The 14,977-nt window shown below is 47.6% G+C and carries 5 protein-coding genes, 8 tRNA genes and 5 rRNA genes; 15 read left to right on the top strand and 3 right to left on the bottom strand.

Going from position 1 to position 14,977, the window contains the following annotated elements; translation table 11 throughout:
- Nucleotides 1-90 precede the first annotated feature (90 nt).
- The 9 genes from P4S59_RS15085 (at nt 91) to P4S59_RS15045 (ending at nt 8,950) form a co-directional block, all read left to right on the top strand.
- Nucleotides 91-2,979 (top strand): 23S ribosomal RNA (locus P4S59_RS15085).
- Nucleotides 2,980-3,072: 93 nt separating this feature from the next.
- Nucleotides 3,073-3,189: ribosomal RNA gene (gene rrf / locus P4S59_RS15080) — 5S ribosomal RNA — on the top strand.
- A gap of 315 nt (nt 3,190-3,504) precedes the next feature.
- Nucleotides 3,505-5,056 (top strand): 16S ribosomal RNA (locus P4S59_RS15075).
- A gap of 90 nt (nt 5,057-5,146) precedes the next feature.
- Nucleotides 5,147-5,222, top strand: a tRNA-Glu gene (locus tag P4S59_RS15070).
- A 2-nt stretch (nt 5,223-5,224) separates the two neighbouring features.
- Nucleotides 5,225-5,300, top strand: a tRNA-Lys gene (locus P4S59_RS15065).
- Between the two features lie 28 nt (nt 5,301-5,328).
- Nucleotides 5,329-5,404, top strand: a tRNA-Val gene (locus tag P4S59_RS15060).
- A 324-nt stretch (nt 5,405-5,728) separates the two neighbouring features.
- Nucleotides 5,729-8,617, top strand: a 23S ribosomal RNA gene (locus tag P4S59_RS15055).
- A gap of 93 nt (nt 8,618-8,710) precedes the next feature.
- Nucleotides 8,711-8,827, top strand: a 5S ribosomal RNA gene (gene rrf / locus P4S59_RS15050).
- Together the 16S, 23S and 5S rRNA genes with 4 tRNA genes alongside form the textbook arrangement of a ribosomal RNA operon.
- A gap of 46 nt (nt 8,828-8,873) precedes the next feature.
- Nucleotides 8,874-8,950, top strand: a tRNA-Asp gene (locus P4S59_RS15045).
- Nucleotides 8,951-9,444: 494 nt separating this feature from the next.
- On the opposite strand, the gene pssA is transcribed toward P4S59_RS15045, so the two are convergent.
- Entirely contained in the window at nt 9,445-10,785 is a 1,341-nt protein-coding gene (pssA, locus tag P4S59_RS15040) for a CDP-diacylglycerol--serine O-phosphatidyltransferase (RefSeq protein ID WP_337168580.1), read from the bottom strand.
- A 71-nt stretch (nt 10,786-10,856) separates the two neighbouring features.
- Nucleotides 10,857-11,288, bottom strand: coding sequence for a GNAT family N-acetyltransferase (locus P4S59_RS15035; protein ID WP_191907337.1), 432 nt, complete (start codon nt 11,286-11,288; stop codon nt 10,857-10,859).
- Between the two features lie 101 nt (nt 11,289-11,389).
- Between P4S59_RS15035 and murB the strand changes: the two genes are divergently transcribed.
- Nucleotides 11,390-12,433 (top strand): UDP-N-acetylmuramate dehydrogenase, encoded by a 1,044-nt coding sequence (gene murB / locus P4S59_RS15030; RefSeq protein WP_006742763.1) that lies wholly within the window; start codon nt 11,390-11,392, stop codon nt 12,431-12,433.
- Complete coding sequence (gene birA, locus P4S59_RS15025; protein WP_053809528.1) at nt 12,430-13,395, top strand: bifunctional biotin--[acetyl-CoA-carboxylase] ligase/biotin operon repressor BirA; 966 nt, start codon at nt 12,430-12,432, stop codon at nt 13,393-13,395. The genes murB and birA overlap by 4 nt, the downstream gene beginning before the upstream one ends.
- 7 nt (nt 13,396-13,402) lie before the next feature.
- On the opposite strand, the gene coaA is transcribed toward birA, so the two are convergent.
- Nucleotides 13,403-14,326, bottom strand: coding sequence for a type I pantothenate kinase (coaA, locus tag P4S59_RS15020; RefSeq protein WP_005398335.1), 924 nt, complete (start codon nt 14,324-14,326; stop codon nt 13,403-13,405).
- A 205-nt stretch (nt 14,327-14,531) separates the two neighbouring features.
- Between coaA and P4S59_RS15015 the strand changes: the two genes are divergently transcribed.
- The 4 genes from P4S59_RS15015 to P4S59_RS15000 all read left to right on the top strand — a co-directional run bounded on the left by P4S59_RS15015 (nt 14,532) and on the right by P4S59_RS15000 (nt 14,927).
- Nucleotides 14,532-14,607, top strand: a tRNA-Thr gene (locus tag P4S59_RS15015).
- Between the two features lie 36 nt (nt 14,608-14,643).
- Nucleotides 14,644-14,728 (top strand) — tRNA-Tyr (locus tag P4S59_RS15010).
- 35 nt (nt 14,729-14,763) lie between these two features.
- Nucleotides 14,764-14,838 (top strand) — tRNA-Gly (locus tag P4S59_RS15005).
- A gap of 13 nt (nt 14,839-14,851) precedes the next feature.
- Nucleotides 14,852-14,927, top strand: a tRNA-Thr gene (locus tag P4S59_RS15000).
- The last annotated feature ends 50 nt before the right edge of the window (nt 14,928-14,977 follow it).

Raw genomic sequence — 14,977 nt, 5'->3', positions numbered from 1 at the left:
TCCGGCAAAATCGAATGTCTCTCGCTCATTCAAATAATGAGAGACAACTTTGGTTGTTTAACATCAATTCGAAACTCCTTCGGGTTGTATGGTTAAGTGACTAAGCGTACACGGTGGATGCCTTGGCAGTCAGAGGCGATGAAGGACGTATTAACTTGCGATAAGCCCAGATTAGGTAGTAAAAACCATTTGAGTCTGGGATTTCCGAATGGGGAAACCCACTTACATAAGTAAGTATCGTTATGTGAATACATAGCATAACGAGGCGAACCGGGGGAACTGAAACATCTAAGTACCCCGAGGAAAAGAAATCAACCGAGATTCCGAAAGTAGCGGCGAGCGAAATTGGACTAGCCCTTAAGCTTTATAGGCGTTAGGTGAACAAGCTGGAAAGCTTGGCGATACAGGGTGATAGCCCCGTAACTGACGACGCATATTCAGTGAAATCGAGTAGGGCGGGACACGTGATATCCTGTCTGAATATGGGGGGACCATCCTCCAAGGCTAAATACTACTGACTGACCGATAGTGAACCAGTACCGTGAGGGAAAGGCGAAAAGAACCCCTGTGAGGGGAGTGAAATAGAACCTGAAACCGTGTACGTACAAGCAGTAGGAGCAGGCTTGTCCTGTGACTGCGTACCTTTTGTATAATGGGTCAGCGACTTATATTCAGTGGCAAGGTTAACCATCTAGGGGAGCCGTAGGGAAACCGAGTCTTAACTGGGCGTTCAGTCTCTGGATATAGACCCGAAACCAGGTGATCTAGCCATGGGCAGGTTGAAGGTTGAGTAACATCAACTGGAGGACCGAACCGACTAATGTTGAAAAATTAGCGGATGACTTGTGGCTAGGGGTGAAAGGCCAATCAAACCTGGAGATAGCTGGTTCTCCCCGAAAGCTATTTAGGTAGCGCCTCGGACGAATACTACTGGGGGTAGAGCACTGTTAAGGCTAGGGGGTCATCCCGACTTACCAACCCTTTGCAAACTCCGAATACCAGTAAGTACTATCCGGGAGACACACGGCGGGTGCTAACGTCCGTCGTGGAGAGGGAAACAACCCAGACCGCCAGCTAAGGTCCCAAATTACTACTAAGTGGGAAACGATGTGGGAAGGCTCAGACAGCCAGGATGTTGGCTTAGAAGCAGCCATCATTTAAAGAAAGCGTAATAGCTCACTGGTCGAGTCGGCCTGCGCGGAAGATGTAACGGGGCTAAGTAGTAAACCGAAGCTGCGGCAATACTCTTTGAGTATTGGGTAGGGGAGCGTTCTGTAAGCGGTTGAAGGTGTGTGGTAACGCATGCTGGACGTATCAGAAGTGCGAATGCTGACATGAGTAACGATAAAGGGGGTGAAAAACCTCCTCGCCGGAAGACCAAGGGTTCCTGTCCAACGTTAATCGGGGCAGGGTAAGTCGACCCCTAAGGCGAGGCCGAAAGGCGTAGTCGATGGGAAACGGGTTAATATTCCCGTACTTCTTACAATTGCGATGGGGGGACGGAGAAGGCTAGGTGGGCCTGGCGACGGTTGTCCAGGTTCAAGTGCGTAGGCTTGAGAGTTAGGTAAATCCGGCTCTCTTTAAGGCTGAGACACGACGTCGAGCATCTACGGATGTGAAGTCATTGATGCCATGCTTCCAGGAAAAGCCTCTAAGCTTCAGATTGTAAGGAATCGTACCCCAAACCGACACAGGTGGTCGGGTAGAGAATACCAAGGCGCTTGAGAGAACTCGGGTGAAGGAACTAGGCAAAATGGTACCGTAACTTCGGGAGAAGGTACGCTCTCGACGGTGAAGTCCCTCGCGGATGGAGCTATTGAGAGTCGCAGATACCAGGTGGCTGCAACTGTTTATTAAAAACACAGCACTGTGCAAAATCGTAAGATGACGTATACGGTGTGACGCCTGCCCGGTGCCGGAAGGTTAATTGATGGGGTTAGACTTCGGTCGAAGCTCTTGATCGAAGCCCCGGTAAACGGCGGCCGTAACTATAACGGTCCTAAGGTAGCGAAATTCCTTGTCGGGTAAGTTCCGACCTGCACGAATGGCGTAATGATGGCCACGCTGTCTCCACCCGAGACTCAGTGAAATTGAAATCGCTGTGAAGATGCAGTGTACCCGCGGCTAGACGGAAAGACCCCGTGAACCTTTACTACAGCTTGGCACTGAACATTGACCCTACATGTGTAGGATAGGTGGGAGGCTTTGAAGCGCAGTCGCTAGATTGCGTGGAGCCGTCCTTGAAATACCACCCTTGTAGTGTTGATGTTCTAACGTCGACCCCTTATCGGGGTTGCGGACAGTGCCTGGTGGGTAGTTTGACTGGGGCGGTCTCCTCCCAAAGCGTAACGGAGGAGCACGAAGGTGGGCTAATCACGGTTGGACATCGTGAGGTTAGTGCAATGGCATAAGCCCGCTTGACTGCGAGAATGACAATTCGAGCAGGTGCGAAAGCAGGTCATAGTGATCCGGTGGTTCTGAATGGAAGGGCCATCGCTCAACGGATAAAAGGTACTCCGGGGATAACAGGCTGATACCGCCCAAGAGTTCATATCGACGGCGGTGTTTGGCACCTCGATGTCGGCTCATCACATCCTGGGGCTGAAGTCGGTCCCAAGGGTATGGCTGTTCGCCATTTAAAGTGGTACGCGAGCTGGGTTTAGAACGTCGTGAGACAGTTCGGTCCCTATCTGCCGTGGGCGTTGGAGAATTGAAAGGGGCTGCTCCTAGTACGAGAGGACCGGAGTGGACGAACCTCTGGTGTTCGGGTTGTGTCGCCAGACGCATTGCCCGGTAGCTAAGTTCGGGATCGATAACCGCTGAAAGCATCTAAGCGGGAAGCGAGCCTTGAGATGAGTTCTCCCTGATACTTTAAGTATCCTAAAGGGTTGTCGTAGACTACGACGTTGATAGGCAGGGTGTGTAAGCGTTGTGAGGCGTTGAGCTAACCTGTACTAATTGCCCGTGAGGCTTAACCATACAACACCCAAGGGGTTTTGATGGACTCAATGAAAGAACATTGAATGTGTAAGAACGAGAATTAAGAAACAGCTTTCCAGATTAAAGAATTTGCTTGGCGACCATAGCGTTTTGGACCCACCTGACTTCCATGCCGAACTCAGAAGTGAAACGAAATAGCGCCGATGGTAGTGTGGGGCTTCCCCATGTGAGAGTAGGACATCGCCAGGCTTTATTTTGCACTTGCTTAAGATTTAAGCAAGTCACCATAAAGTTCTAATCTTTTTAGAGTTTTATGTTGACTTTCAAAGTGGAAAGCGTATTATACGCACCTCGCTTAAGTGCTAAGGCACTGAAAGCCAAGCTCTTTAACAATATAGACCTATCAATCTGTGTGGGCACTCGTTGATGATAATCCAATTAGATACCTCGGTATCAAATTAGGTTTCAATGAAACGAAGTGACCATTGAATCTTCGGATTCAGCACAGTCAATTCAAACATTACTTATGTAATGTTCAGTATTCATTGAGCCGAACAAAATCTTAAATTGAAGAGTTTGATCATGGCTCAGATTGAACGCTGGCGGCAGGCCTAACACATGCAAGTCGAGCGGAAACGAGTTATCTGAACCTTCGGGGGACGATAACGGCGTCGAGCGGCGGACGGGTGAGTAATGCCTAGGAAATTGCCCTGATGTGGGGGATAACCATTGGAAACGATGGCTAATACCGCATGATGCCTACGGGCCAAAGAGGGGGACCTTCGGGCCTCTCGCGTCAGGATATGCCTAGGTGGGATTAGCTAGTTGGTGAGGTAAGGGCTCACCAAGGCGACGATCCCTAGCTGGTCTGAGAGGATGATCAGCCACACTGGAACTGAGACACGGTCCAGACTCCTACGGGAGGCAGCAGTGGGGAATATTGCACAATGGGCGCAAGCCTGATGCAGCCATGCCGCGTGTATGAAGAAGGCCTTCGGGTTGTAAAGTACTTTCAGTCGTGAGGAAGGCGGCGTCGTTAATAGCGGCGTTGTTTGACGTTAGCGACAGAAGAAGCACCGGCTAACTCCGTGCCAGCAGCCGCGGTAATACGGAGGGTGCGAGCGTTAATCGGAATTACTGGGCGTAAAGCGCATGCAGGTGGTTTGTTAAGTCAGATGTGAAAGCCCGGGGCTCAACCTCGGAATAGCATTTGAAACTGGCAGACTAGAGTACTGTAGAGGGGGTAGAATTTCAGGTGTAGCGGTGAAATGCGTAGAGATCTGAAGGAATACCGGTGGCGAAGGCGGCCCCCTGGACAGATACTGACACTCAGATGCGAAAGCGTGGGGAGCAAACAGGATTAGATACCCTGGTAGTCCACGCCGTAAACGATGTCTACTTGGAGGTTGTGGCCTTGAGCCGTGGCTTTCGGAGCTAACGCGTTAAGTAGACCGCCTGGGGAGTACGGTCGCAAGATTAAAACTCAAATGAATTGACGGGGGCCCGCACAAGCGGTGGAGCATGTGGTTTAATTCGATGCAACGCGAAGAACCTTACCTACTCTTGACATCCAGAGAACTTTCCAGAGATGGATTGGTGCCTTCGGGAACTCTGAGACAGGTGCTGCATGGCTGTCGTCAGCTCGTGTTGTGAAATGTTGGGTTAAGTCCCGCAACGAGCGCAACCCTTATCCTTGTTTGCCAGCGAGTAATGTCGGGAACTCCAGGGAGACTGCCGGTGATAAACCGGAGGAAGGTGGGGACGACGTCAAGTCATCATGGCCCTTACGAGTAGGGCTACACACGTGCTACAATGGCGCATACAGAGGGCAGCCAACTTGCGAAAGTGAGCGAATCCCAAAAAGTGCGTCGTAGTCCGGATTGGAGTCTGCAACTCGACTCCATGAAGTCGGAATCGCTAGTAATCGTGGATCAGAATGCCACGGTGAATACGTTCCCGGGCCTTGTACACACCGCCCGTCACACCATGGGAGTGGGCTGCAAAAGAAGTAGGTAGTTTAACCTTCGGGGGGACGCTTACCACTTTGTGGTTCATGACTGGGGTGAAGTCGTAACAAGGTAGCGCTAGGGGAACCTGGCGCTGGATCACCTCCTTAAACGATGATTATTGCGATGAGTGTTCACACAGATTGATACGGTTTATGAAGTTTAAGAGATAGAACATCCCCCAAGATGTTCAACTTAGTGTCCCGTTCGTCTAGAGGCCTAGGACACCGCCCTTTCACGGCGGTAACAGGGGTTCGACTCCCCTACGGGATACCATTGGGTCGTTAGCTCAGTTGGTAGAGCAGTTGACTTTTAATCAATTGGTCGCAGGTTCGAATCCTGCACGACCCACCATTTCCTTCCACGGAAATCAAAATAATGTGGGCGATTAGCTCAGTTGGGAGAGCACCTGCCTTACAAGCAGGGGGTCACTGGTTCGAGCCCGGTATCGCCCACCATTCTCTAAGTATTTTTGGAATAAAACGTCCAAACCAGAACAAGCAATTGATACTGGTTGGCATTTTTGACTCTGAAAGTCTTTAGAAAATGTAACTTCCTTGTGAAGAAACATAGCTCTTTAACAATTTGGAAAGCTGACAAAACAACAATTTATTGTTGTTTGTAAAGTTCTCAAAGTATTCATGTATTTGAATACAACTAAAAACACATTCAAGTGTTCTTGGAATTTGAGTCCGGCAAAATCGATATGTCTCTCGCTCATTCAAATAATGAGAGACAACTTTGGTTGTTTAACATCAATTCGAAACTCCTTCGGGTTGTATGGTTAAGTGACTAAGCGTACACGGTGGATGCCTTGGCAGTCAGAGGCGATGAAGGACGTATTAACTTGCGATAAGCCCAGATTAGGTAGTAAAAACCATTTGAGTCTGGGATTTCCGAATGGGGAAACCCACTTACATAAGTAAGTATCGTTATGTGAATACATAGCATAACGAGGCGAACCGGGGGAACTGAAACATCTAAGTACCCCGAGGAAAAGAAATCAACCGAGATTCCGAAAGTAGCGGCGAGCGAAATTGGACTAGCCCTTAAGCTTTATAGGCGTTAGGTGAACAAGCTGGAAAGCTTGGCGATACAGGGTGATAGCCCCGTAACTGACGACGCATATTCAGTGAAATCGAGTAGGGCGGGACACGTGATATCCTGTCTGAATATGGGGGGACCATCCTCCAAGGCTAAATACTACTGACTGACCGATAGTGAACCAGTACCGTGAGGGAAAGGCGAAAAGAACCCCTGTGAGGGGAGTGAAATAGAACCTGAAACCGTGTACGTACAAGCAGTAGGAGCAGGCTTGTCCTGTGACTGCGTACCTTTTGTATAATGGGTCAGCGACTTATATTCAGTGGCAAGGTTAACCATCTAGGGGAGCCGTAGGGAAACCGAGTCTTAACTGGGCGTTCAGTCTCTGGATATAGACCCGAAACCAGGTGATCTAGCCATGGGCAGGTTGAAGGTTGAGTAACATCAACTGGAGGACCGAACCGACTAATGTTGAAAAATTAGCGGATGACTTGTGGCTAGGGGTGAAAGGCCAATCAAACCTGGAGATAGCTGGTTCTCCCCGAAAGCTATTTAGGTAGCGCCTCGGACGAATACTACTGGGGGTAGAGCACTGTTAAGGCTAGGGGGTCATCCCGACTTACCAACCCTTTGCAAACTCCGAATACCAGTAAGTACTATCCGGGAGACACACGGCGGGTGCTAACGTCCGTCGTGGAGAGGGAAACAACCCAGACCGCCAGCTAAGGTCCCAAATTACTACTAAGTGGGAAACGATGTGGGAAGGCTCAGACAGCCAGGATGTTGGCTTAGAAGCAGCCATCATTTAAAGAAAGCGTAATAGCTCACTGGTCGAGTCGGCCTGCGCGGAAGATGTAACGGGGCTAAGTAGTAAACCGAAGCTGCGGCAATACTCTTTGAGTATTGGGTAGGGGAGCGTTCTGTAAGCGGTTGAAGGTGTGTGGTAACGCATGCTGGACGTATCAGAAGTGCGAATGCTGACATGAGTAACGATAAAGGGGGTGAAAAACCTCCTCGCCGGAAGACCAAGGGTTCCTGTCCAACGTTAATCGGGGCAGGGTAAGTCGACCCCTAAGGCGAGGCCGAAAGGCGTAGTCGATGGGAAACGGGTTAATATTCCCGTACTTCTTACAATTGCGATGGGGGGACGGAGAAGGCTAGGTGGGCCTGGCGACGGTTGTCCAGGTTCAAGTGCGTAGGCTTGAGAGTTAGGTAAATCCGGCTCTCTTTAAGGCTGAGACACGACGTCGAGCATCTACGGATGTGAAGTCATTGATGCCATGCTTCCAGGAAAAGCCTCTAAGCTTCAGATTGTAAGGAATCGTACCCCAAACCGACACAGGTGGTCGGGTAGAGAATACCAAGGCGCTTGAGAGAACTCGGGTGAAGGAACTAGGCAAAATGGTACCGTAACTTCGGGAGAAGGTACGCTCTCGACGGTGAAGTCCCTCGCGGATGGAGCTATTGAGAGTCGCAGATACCAGGTGGCTGCAACTGTTTATTAAAAACACAGCACTGTGCAAAATCGTAAGATGACGTATACGGTGTGACGCCTGCCCGGTGCCGGAAGGTTAATTGATGGGGTTAGACTTCGGTCGAAGCTCTTGATCGAAGCCCCGGTAAACGGCGGCCGTAACTATAACGGTCCTAAGGTAGCGAAATTCCTTGTCGGGTAAGTTCCGACCTGCACGAATGGCGTAATGATGGCCACGCTGTCTCCACCCGAGACTCAGTGAAATTGAAATCGCTGTGAAGATGCAGTGTACCCGCGGCTAGACGGAAAGACCCCGTGAACCTTTACTACAGCTTGGCACTGAACATTGACCCTACATGTGTAGGATAGGTGGGAGGCTTTGAAGCGCAGTCGCTAGATTGCGTGGAGCCGTCCTTGAAATACCACCCTTGTAGTGTTGATGTTCTAACGTCGACCCCTTATCGGGGTTGCGGACAGTGCCTGGTGGGTAGTTTGACTGGGGCGGTCTCCTCCCAAAGCGTAACGGAGGAGCACGAAGGTGGGCTAATCACGGTTGGACATCGTGAGGTTAGTGCAATGGCATAAGCCCGCTTGACTGCGAGAATGACAATTCGAGCAGGTGCGAAAGCAGGTCATAGTGATCCGGTGGTTCTGAATGGAAGGGCCATCGCTCAACGGATAAAAGGTACTCCGGGGATAACAGGCTGATACCGCCCAAGAGTTCATATCGACGGCGGTGTTTGGCACCTCGATGTCGGCTCATCACATCCTGGGGCTGAAGTCGGTCCCAAGGGTATGGCTGTTCGCCATTTAAAGTGGTACGCGAGCTGGGTTTAGAACGTCGTGAGACAGTTCGGTCCCTATCTGCCGTGGGCGTTGGAGAATTGAAAGGGGCTGCTCCTAGTACGAGAGGACCGGAGTGGACGAACCTCTGGTGTTCGGGTTGTGTCGCCAGACGCATTGCCCGGTAGCTAAGTTCGGGATCGATAACCGCTGAAAGCATCTAAGCGGGAAGCGAGCCTTGAGATGAGTTCTCCCTGATACTTTAAGTATCCTAAAGGGTTGTCGTAGACTACGACGTTGATAGGCAGGGTGTGTAAGCGTTGTGAGGCGTTGAGCTAACCTGTACTAATTGCCCGTGAGGCTTAACCATACAACACCCAAGGGGTTTTGATGGACTCAATGAAAGAACATTGAATGTGTAAGAACGAGAATTAAGAAACAGCTTTCCAGATTAAAGAATTTGCTTGGCGACCATAGCGTTTTGGACCCACCTGACTTCCATGCCGAACTCAGAAGTGAAACGAAATAGCGCCGATGGTAGTGTGGGGCTTCCCCATGTGAGAGTAGGACATCGCCAGGCTTTAAATTTTGGACACTTGCTGATTACAAGCGAGTGATACCACTGCGGAGTGGTAGTTCAGTTGGTTAGAATACCGGCCTGTCACGCCGGGGGTCGCGGGTTCGAGTCCCGTCCACTCCGCCACTTATATTAAGCCCCAGTCTTTCGACTGGGGCTTTTTTCGTTTTGGTTACCCGACTTACCTTAACCTCATTTCCATATTGAAACCTTGCATCGAGAGGCAGGTTTCCCTCTCGCTATGCTTTCTAAGCCCTGTCATGAGTGAGGTGGTGCGTAGTTACTGCGGTTTCTGCTGAACAGGGTCCCAGTCTCGAGCGCTAGTTTTGAGCCCCTGTGCTGACTCATTAAAGCTCCCCTTTATTACGTGTTAGAAAGCTTATTCACTAGCGTAGTGTAAGAAAGAGTAAGATCGGAAGACTGAGTTATTAAGCACTAGCCACTTACGCATGTATTGCCTTTCTAGATTCTAGGTTGTTGCGTTTGGGGTTACGTTGCGTCTCGCAAGCTTATTTACTGAAGTCTACTAATATAGAGGTCTAATAGAGTATTAAGCTGTTGGAGCTAGGAATAATAAAAAAGCCCAGCAGGAAAATGCTGAGCTTTGAAGTTAATTATGCTTACAGGATGCGTTTTAAAACCCCATCTGCTTTTAGGCGGGTTATTTTTCTTACTAACCGCTGCACCCCTATCGGATAATCTTCCACTTTTTCTAACTGTTTATAAGTACAGATAAGATGGGTATGCTCAAGGATACGCGAAACCTCATCTTCGAACTTATCAGTGAGTTTCGCATAATTGTCTTGGATGAGAAGCCCATTTTCTAGATCAAGTGACCAAGCCCGAGGATTTAAGTTATTCCCCGTCAGTAGCATATAGCGTTTATCAACCCAAATCCCTTTGAGATGGAAGCTATTATTGTCATGCTTCCAGAGGTGAATTGACAGTTTACGCGCAGCGATATTCGCTTCATTTGCTTTCGCAAAGCGGCGTAGGTTTACTTCATACAGATATGGAAGTCCGCCAATGGTTTTAAAGTCTTCCTCAGGGGCAATATAAAAGTCGTTTGCTGTCTTGTCGCCCACAACAATAGTTACTTTCACACCGCGTTTCATGGCTCGCTTCACTTCACGATGCAGCGCTTTAGGGAAGTTAAAGTAAGGCGTACAGATAAAGATTTCGTTTTGGGCGGCCGCTAGTAACTTTACAATCTGTTGATTGAGCAGATTGCGGCGTTTGCCTAGACCAACTAGTGGGGTGATTTTTACACTTTCCTCTGTTGGTGGTTGGTCTTCAAACTTATAATTAGCTTGAGCAAGTGAAGCTCTCAGTTGACGAATCGCCGACTTAATTTCTTTGGTTTCTGGCTTATCTTTTCCAGCAAGATCATTGACAGCAGGGTGATCAATCATCTCTTCCTGAATGAATTGCACCATTGAATTAGCTAGAGACTCATGTCGAATCACATGGTAACGATCAAAGCGATAGCGTTCGTGATAGTGCAGATAAACATTATTTAAGCTTGCTCCACTGTAGATGACAGTATCATCGACAATGAAGCCTTTTAAATGCAGTACCCCAAAAACCTCTCTGCCACGCACAGGTATACCATAGACAGGGATCGGGTGTTGGTACTTATTGGCATACGCTTTGTAAAGCGCAGAATTACCCTCAGATGTTTCCGCACCAATCAGGCCACGCTGCGCTCGATGCCAGTCGACACAGATATTGATGTCCAACCCAGGATTGCGCTGTTTCGCTTCATAAAGCGCAGTGAGAATTTCACGTCCAGCTTCATCATCTTCCAGATATAGAGCGACTAGGTAAATTCGCGACGTTGCTTTGCTGATTGCATCCAAAAGATGAGTCCTGAATGATTCTGCTGAATACAGAACATCAAAGTCTTCCGGATTGACAGCGAGACTTGGCAACTGTTCGAATGGATTCCTACTTACTATCATATCGGTATGAGTACCTTAGTTTAGTGCAATATTGCGAACCTGCCATTTTATCAAAGATATGATTTACCTGGCTACAAAAGCGCGCGTTTTGATGTCATTGAAGAGATGAATTGCATTGGAATGAGATCTTTACCGCTATCTACATAGCGTTGAAATGCCATTTTTAGCGGGTGTGGTAGCTCAGAGCAATCAATGGTTTTGAATCCATGCTTGGAATAATAGGATTCGAGATGTGTAAACGCGAAGCAATAATCGCCATCAGTGAAAACATTATTTTTACAATGAGTTAGTAGTTCTTTTCCAATGCCAGTTCCCCTAAGTGTTGGAATGACCAGCATTCCCGTCAGCAATCGAGATCTATCTACGGTTTTTAAGCGTAGTAACGCAACGATTTCACCTTTATGGCTCGCTGTAATGATCAGTTCATCCTTTTTGGCTCGACCCGAAGGGTAATGCGCTTTGTACAACCTCTTAATGAGAGGGAGCTTGATAGGATTTAACACTTCTATGATTAATGAGTCAGGTATTGTCACTGCGGTTAAAAGATAACTAATGTAGAATGTCGACAGTTTAAGAGAATCTTATCTGACGTTGCAAACCTACTATGCAAATTAAAACAAATGCAAGCCTTAAGGCTTACCATACTTTTGGGATTGAACAGTCGTGTTCCTATTTAGCGACCATCGAGTCGCTCGAGGAGGTTATCCAACTATTTCAAGACCCGAGATTCACCCATTTACCGAAACTTTTTTTAGGTAAAGGAAGTAATGTTCTTTTCACTGAGCATTTTGACGGGTTAGTGATCGTTAATCGACTCATGGGTAAAAATGTGACGGAAACGGATGACCAATACCTATTGCATATTGCAGGTGGTGAAGACTGGCCTGATTTGGTTTCCTGGTGTGTGAGTCAGGGAATTGGTGGGTTAGAAAACCTAGCCCTGATCCCTGGCTGTGCAGGCTCGGCTCCTATTCAAAACATTGGAGCCTATGGACTAGAGCTAAAAGACATTTGTGACTACGTGGATGTTCTTGATCTAACTACATTTGAAAATAGAAGAATGAGCGCCAGAGACTGTAACTTTGGCTACCGAGACTCCATTTTTAAACACGCTTTGCATGAAAAGTGCTTTATTACTGCACTAGGGCTTAAGTTGGCTAAGCAATGGCAACCGATTAATCAATATGGTCCTTTAAAAGATATTCCGGAAGAACAACTTAGCCCAGCAACAATCTTCGAGCGAGTTTGCCAAGTGCGAACGGAGAAACTGCCGGATCCAGTTAAGGTAGGTAACGCAGGAAGTTTCTTTAAAAACCCAGTGATCACTCAAGATCATTATGATCGGCTCATGAAGCAACATACTAATATCGTGGCCTATCCAACTCCTGGCGGAATGAAAGTCGCGGCTGGTTGGCTGATTGATCAGTGCGGATTAAAGGGGAAGTCTGTGCATGGTGCACAGGTCAACCCTATGCAAGCCTTGGTTTTGACCAACATGGACAACTGCAGTGCCGATGATGTTGTCGCACTTGCTTCCCTAGTGAAGCAGGCAGTGTGGGATAAATACCAAATAGAACTTGAGCATGAAGTTCGATTTCTGAACCGTACCGGGGAAACCAACCTGGCTCAGATCGAGGCGTTAAGATGAGAAAAGATCACTCTACGAAACTTCATATCTTAAAGTCATTAAGTAACGGCGAGTTTCATTCTGGAGAGGCGCTGGGCGAAGCCCTGAATGTATCCAGAGCGGCAATAGCTAAGCATATTAAAGGTCTTAGTGAGTGGGGCATTGATATTTATCGAGTGCAAGGGCGCGGTTACCAGTTGGCATCACCATTGCAGTTGCTAGATGAAGCTCTCCTTACTGCTAGTGCGGAGTCACTTGTTGAGCTTGTTCCTGTGATTAACTCAACCAACCAGTATTTGCTTGATAGAGTTGCAGAGTCAGAAAAGGGCCGTGTTTGTATAGCTGAGTATCAAGCACAAGGACGTGGTCGCCGCGGTAGACAATGGATCTCTCCATTTGGCTCTAACTTATACCTATCCATGTACTGGCGATTAGATGCGGGAATGGCCGCGGCAATGGGCTTAAGCCTTGTTATTGGTATTGCCGCAGTGGAAGCACTAGAAGAAATGGGCATACAAGGCGTTAAACTCAAGTGGCCAAATGACCTGTATTATCAAGATAAAAAACTGGCAGGAATCTTAGTGGAGATGTCAGGGCAGGCCGGTGGTGCTGCTCATCTTGTGATTGGGATGGGGCTCAATATTGGAATGCCTGATGAGCAACCTGAGATTGATCAACCATGGACAACATTGAATCAGGTAAACGAGAGTCTCGTGATCGATAGAAATGTCCTAGCGACGACGCTTATCAAGCATTGGAATTCCGCACTTATCGAGTATGAACTAAAAGGGCTTACCAGCTTTGTCGAACGTTGGAATCGATTAGATAACTTTCTCAATCGTCAAGTCAAGCTGCTCATCGGACCTAGAGAGGTGCACGGCGTCGTACGCGGCATCGATCATCAAGGCGGGATATTACTCGAAACCTCGCAAGGGCTAGAGACTTACATTGGTGGGGAAATCTCGTTGCGTAAAAGCGATTGACGTTCAATTACTTTCGTAAAGACACCTTATCAACCAAGTGGTTGACGCCTTTGTGTAGAATCAAATGGGCTCTTTCTCGGGTGGGAAGAATATTTAGCTCCAAGTTGAGCCCATTAATATCATGCCAAATTTGTTTCGCTTTTTGCTTTGCTTCATCGACTGACAGTTGCGTGTAGTGACTAAAATAAGAACCGGGTTTAGTAAAAGCCCCTTGGCGAAACTTTAAAAATCGTTCCACATACCACTGTTCAATTGTCTCTGTTTCAGCATCGACATAGATCGAAAAATCCAAAAAATCAGAGACAAAGACGCGATGTGGATCATGCGGATAATCCATTCCACTTTGTAGAACGTTTAAACCTTCAATGATAAGAACATCCGGTCTATCAACTTTTCTTAGTTCGTCCGTAATGTCATACGTGATGTGGGAGTAAATAGGTACTTCAAGATCCGGCTTACCCGCTTTAACGTCAGACATAAACTCAACTAAACGTTTGATATCATAGGACTCAGGAAACCCTTTACGATGCATGATACCGCGTTCTTCTAGTACCTTTTTCGGATATAGAAAGCCATCTGTAGTGACCAAGGACACTTTGGGATGATTCTCCCAACGAGAAAGCAATGCGGTCAGAATACGAGCTGTCGTACTTTTGCCTACAGCGACACTGCCGGCGATACCAATCACAAAAGGAGGGGCATGTTCTTCCGTATTCAAGAATTGTTGTAATACAGAGTTGCGGCTTTGACGGGCTTGGACGTACAGATTCAAAAGACGAGACAAAGGAAGGTAGATTTCTACCGCTTCCTCCATGGTTAGGTTTTCATTAATGCCCTGAAGCGCAGTCAAGTCGTCTTCAGAAAGTGTCATCGGTACAGAGTTTCTTAACTCGGCCCAGTTTGCACGGTCAAATGACAAAAATGGACTCATGGGTCTCTTTTATCCTTGGTTTAGTAGAAGCAAGAACATACATCAAGCGAACTTCAAAGCAAACGACAAAGGTCGAAGTTTACTTTAAAAAAGCCAAGTTTGTACGAATTTACAGCAAACGAATCTAAAAAATCGAATTTTATGATTTTTTTTAAAATTACTATTGCAACCTTGAAAATCATTCAATAAAATGCGCACCACTTATGCCGACTTAGCTCAGTAGGTAGAGCAACTGACTTGTAATCAGTAGGTCACCAGTTCGATTCCGGTAGTCGGCACCATTCTTTCCTTTAGTAGTCTGAATGGCTTGAAAATTTGGAGGGGTTCCCGAGTGGCCAAAGGGAGCAGACTGTAAATCTGCCGGCACTGCCTTCGATGGTTCGAATCCGTCCCCCTCCACCATATTCTTTAGGAAATAGCTCTCAGAGTTACGTGTTGCGGGCATCGTATAATGGCTATTACCTCAGCCTTCCAAGCTGATGATGCGGGTTCGATTCCCGCTGCCCGCTCCACTCTAATTTGAGTGCTGATATAGCTCAGGTGGTAGAGCGCATCCTTGGTAAGGATGAGGTCGGCAGTTCGAGTCTGCCTATCAGCACCAGCTCTCAAGTTTATTTCCTTTTGATATTAGATTTACCAATTATCTTTTTT

It is taken from the genome of Vibrio sp. M60_M70 (assembly GCF_037162085.1).
GTDB lineage: Bacteria > Pseudomonadota > Gammaproteobacteria > Enterobacterales > Vibrionaceae > Vibrio > Vibrio diabolicus.
Note: the sequence above shows the minus strand (reverse complement) of the source record. Positions and strands in the feature narration are given on the sequence as shown.